This window comes from Micromonospora sp. NPDC049799, from assembly GCF_040656655.1.
GTDB lineage: Bacteria > Actinomycetota > Actinomycetes > Mycobacteriales > Micromonosporaceae > Micromonospora.
Genome location: NZ_JBFAMU010000866.1, coordinates 1 through 1,270, shown reverse-complemented (window position 1 = coordinate 1,270; position 1,270 = coordinate 1). Strand labels below are relative to the sequence as shown.

General features: G+C 75.4%; 1 protein-coding gene. It reads right to left on the bottom strand.

The genetic code is table 11. The features are described from left to right. Window positions 1-1,166 (bottom strand): replication-associated recombination protein A (locus tag AB0I76_RS30205; RefSeq protein ID WP_357042627.1); only part of this gene is annotated, 1,166 nt, incomplete at its 3' end. Window positions 1,167-1,270: the final 104 nt, after the last annotated feature.

The following is a 1,270-nucleotide window of genomic DNA, read 5'->3' as shown; positions in this document are numbered from 1 at the left end:
CCGCGCGGCACGGACCCGCCCCGGCCGGCCCGGACGTCGGCGATGGCCGCGCCGATGGCCGTGGTGGCCGAGTTGGACTTGGGCGCGGTGGCCAGGTGGATGACCGCCTGGGCAAGGTTGAGCTGGGCCTCGGGCAGCCCGACGTACTCGACGGCGTGGGCGGCGGCGGTGGCCACGCCGAGCGCGGCCGGATCGGCCATGCCGACGTCCTCGCTGGCGAAGATGACCAGGCGCCGGGCGATGAACCGGGCGTCCTCTCCGGCCACCAGCATCCGGGCCAGCCAGTGCAGGGCCGCGTCCACGTCCGATCCGCGCATGCTCTTGATGAACGCGCTGGTCACGTCGTAGTGGGCGTCGCCGTCGCGGTCGTACCGGACCGCCGCCGTGTCGACCGCCTGCTCGGCGGTGGCGAGGTCGATCCGGCCGGTGCCGAGGGCGGTGGCCGAGGCCGCGGCCGCCTCCAGCGCGGTGAGCGCCTTGCGAACGTCGCCGGCCGCGAGGCGGACGAGGTGGTCCTCCGCCGCCGGGTCGAGGGTGAGGATGCCGGCCAGGCCGCGCTGGTCGGCGACCGCGCGGCGCAGCAGGCCGCGGACCGCCGCGTCGTCCAGCGGCTGGAGGGTGAGCAGCACGCACCGCGACAGCAGCGGCGAGATGACCGAGAAGTACGGGTTCTCGGTGGTCGCCGCGAGCAGCGTGACCGTGCGGTCCTCGACGGCGGCGAGCAGCGAGTCCTGCTGGGTCTTGCTGAACCGGTGGACCTCGTCGATGAAGAGCACGGTCTGCGGGCCGCCGGACCGGCGCTGGCGGCGGGCGGTCTCGATCACCGCGCGGACGTCCTTGACCCCGGCGGAGAGCGCCGACATGGCGACGAACCGGCGGTCGGTGGCGCGGGCCACCAGGTGCGCGATCGTGGTCTTGCCGCTGCCCGGCGGCCCCCAGAGGATGACCGACATCGGCGCGGCGCCGGAGACGAGTTGCCGCAGGGGTGCGCCCGGCGCGAGGAGATGATCCTGACCGACCAGCTCGTCGAGGCTCGCCGGACGCATCCGGACCGGAAGCGGGGAATCCTCGCTGACCGGGGTGAAGCCGTCCACACCGGCGGAGCCCGTGGGCGCGGCGGGCGCACCGGCGGGTTCACCGAGGGTGAAGAGGGCGTCGGACTCCATCACGGGAACAGTACCGGGCCCGGCCGGTGGCGCCGGAACCAGCGCCGCCGACCGGGCCGTCGGTGATCGGATCCGGTCAGCCCCGGCCCGGGCGCCGACCGCGG